Raw genomic sequence first — 2,489 nt, forward strand, 5'->3', positions numbered from 1 at the left:
CGGTGGTGGGGGCCTCGGAGCCCGGAGGCCGGCTCGTCCTCGTGGACTGGGCGGCGGACACCTTCAGCGACGAGTACGGCGCGATGATGCTGGGCGTGCGCCCGGAGTCAGGCCTCGCGCACCCTACCTACGGCATCGCGCCCACGGGCGGCATCCAGGCGTTCCTGACGTCGGGGATGAACGGGCCGCCCAAGCTCGTGGAGCGGCTCCTGGCGAAGCACGGCGTGAGCGCGGACGAGGTGACGCTCATCTCGCACCAGGCCACGCGCAAGCTGATGGACCACTGGGCCCAGCAGATCCGTCCTCGCGAGTACCTGGATACCTTCGAGGACCTGGGCAACATGGTGCACGCGTCGATGCCGGTGACGCTCTCCCGGTTCCAGCGCGAGCTGCGCACGAAGTACCTGGTGATGGTGGGCCTGGGCATTGGCGCGCACCAGCTCGCGGTGCTGGTCCGCGTCTGAAGCGGGCGCGCTACTGGTCGTCGCAGGGCGTGCCCAGCCGGATGCCCGTGTAGACGCCCAGCTCGTTGTAGATGAGCGGCAGGTTCTGCTCCACGGGCACGTTGCGCAGCGCGACCTCCCGGGTCGGCTTCTCAATCCACAGGGGCGTCTGCGCGCGGTCGATGACGAGCCGCAGCTCGCCCCGCTTCGTGGTGAAGATCTCCCCTTCGGAGTCCGACACCACGTTGGTCATCTTCTGCGGCTTCAGGTCGCCGCGCGGCCCGATGAACACCCGGAAGTTGCGTGCGTCCGACGACGAGGAGCCCTTGTCCACGTAGTAGTACGTGCCCTTCGAGTCGCGCAGCAGCGCGTGGGGGACGTACTTCTGCGGGTTGGGCGCGTAGGTGGCCTTGCGCAGCATCTCCCGCGCCTGCGCTCCCGGGAGCATCTCCAGGGACACCTTGCGCTCGCCACAGCGCAGCGAACAGGTGCGCTCCTTCACGTCCACGGACAGCTCCGAGTACACGCGCAGGTCGTGCCCCTGGTAGTCGGGGGTGCCCTGCTTGTTGAAGAAGCGCGGGTCCAGGAAGGTCTCGGCGGACAGCAGGCCCTGGGGCCGGGGCACCTCGACGAGCTCCTTCGCGTCGCCGTAGTAGAGCCGGTCCTCCAGGTCGTCCGTCTCCTCGCGGGGCACGGAGACGGCGTAGTGGCCCTTGCCGTCGGTGCACACGGACGTGGCCTCCAGGAGCATGCGCTGGCCCAGGTTCTCCGCCTTGCCCCACGGCGGTTCGACGGCGGCGGTGGTGCTGGAGCCGAGCAGCAGGGCCACGGTGAGGATGCGCGGGAAGGTCATGGGGGTGCGGGCGCGGGGCTAGAGGTGCTTCTTGAAGTAGCGGGTGGCGGCCTTCTCCTGGCTGGAGGCCTCCGGGGACGTGGTCCACACGAAGCGGTCCCCTTGCAGGCCAGGCTCCAGGGCCGTGCCCAGGCGGCAGTCGAGGTGCTGGATGCGGGCCTTCACCGTGCGGCGGGCTTCCTCGGACGCGCCGCACATCGTCTTCAGGGCGCTGAGCGGGAAGGTGCAGAAGCGGGTGATGTTCACGTCCTTGAGCTGGGGCTCCGTGACGGTGGCCCAGTCGATGGCACCCGCCACGGACGCGCCGCAGGTGGTGTTCATCGTCTCGAGCGCTTCCGCGAAGGCGGTGTCGTGGACCGCCTGCTCGGCCTTGCGATCAAAGGCCATCAGCTTCGCGAGCTGGCCGCTCTGGGTCTGTTGCTGGTGTTGCCCGTAGACCTCCTCCGGCTTGAGCTTCTGCGAGCGCGCCTCGTCGTACTGGACGGCGATGCCGTTGCCGGGGCCTCCGGGGAAGTGCAGCTCCACGCGCGGGCCCACGACGACGAGCGGCGAGTAGTTCCGGCCGTGCCACTGGGTCGTGTAGCTCAGCCGCGAGGCGCTGAGGCTGCTCCAGTCCTTGACCGTGTAGGGGAGGACGAGGCCGTCCAGCACGGAGCCCGTGCCCTGGATGCGCAGCAGGAACTTCTTCTGATCGCGGGGCGTGAGCGGCACGAGCGCCACCTCTTCGCCCTGCGGTCCCACGAACACCTTGCCGGCTTCGACGGGGGCCGCGGCCCCGGCGGGCAGGGTGCCCAGGACCATGGACAGCACGGCGACTGCGACGACGAACCTCACGCGTGATTCCTCCGCTTCACCCAGGCGCACCCGCATGCGGCGGGGGCTGATCAGGGCGCCAAGTCGATACCATGCGTCTGACATTCGGCGACGACCTCTTGCATCTCCCGAAGGTCCATCACGCGCGACACCGCGCGCACGTTCGCCAGGTCCCCCTTCTCGCAGTAGACCCGGAGCGCAATCAGGCGCGCGGCCAGGTTGTCCTGCTCCGAGTAGCTGCGCTGGGCCATGCGGACCGCCTTGCCGTTGTCTCCTGTCGCGAGCGCCGCGCGGGCTTCGCTGAGGGCATCCCGCGCGGACGGCAGGGTCGGATTGCGCGGGCGCTTGGGCCCTGCGGCCTGCTTCACGGGCTTGGTGAC

4 protein-coding genes are annotated in these 2,489 nt (G+C 69.5%); 1 reads left to right on the forward strand and 3 read right to left on the reverse strand.

Features of this window, described 5'->3' with window-relative positions:
• The coding region (locus D7V97_RS42165; RefSeq protein ID WP_304988535.1) for a 3-oxoacyl-[acyl-carrier-protein] synthase III C-terminal domain-containing protein at window positions 1-464 on the forward strand (464 nt) is incomplete at its 5' end.
• Between the two features lie 10 nt (window positions 465-474).
• Here D7V97_RS42165 and D7V97_RS42170 read toward each other — a convergent pair.
• From D7V97_RS42170 to D7V97_RS45110, 3 genes are all read right to left on the reverse strand, one after another.
• Window positions 475-1,296: a hypothetical protein gene (locus tag D7V97_RS42170; RefSeq protein ID WP_120616157.1), complete on the reverse strand. Its 822-nt coding sequence runs from the start codon at window positions 1,294-1,296 to the stop codon at window positions 475-477.
• A gap of 18 nt (window positions 1,297-1,314) precedes the next feature.
• Window positions 1,315-2,130, reverse strand: coding sequence for a hypothetical protein (locus tag D7V97_RS42175; protein WP_120616158.1), 816 nt, complete (start codon window positions 2,128-2,130; stop codon window positions 1,315-1,317).
• A gap of 50 nt (window positions 2,131-2,180) precedes the next feature.
• Window positions 2,181-2,489: hypothetical protein (locus tag D7V97_RS45110; RefSeq protein WP_158623572.1), on the reverse strand; the 309-nt coding region annotated here is incomplete at its 5' end.

It is taken from the genome of Corallococcus sp. CA053C (genome assembly GCF_003611675.1).
Taxonomy (GTDB): domain Bacteria; phylum Myxococcota; class Myxococcia; order Myxococcales; family Myxococcaceae; genus Corallococcus.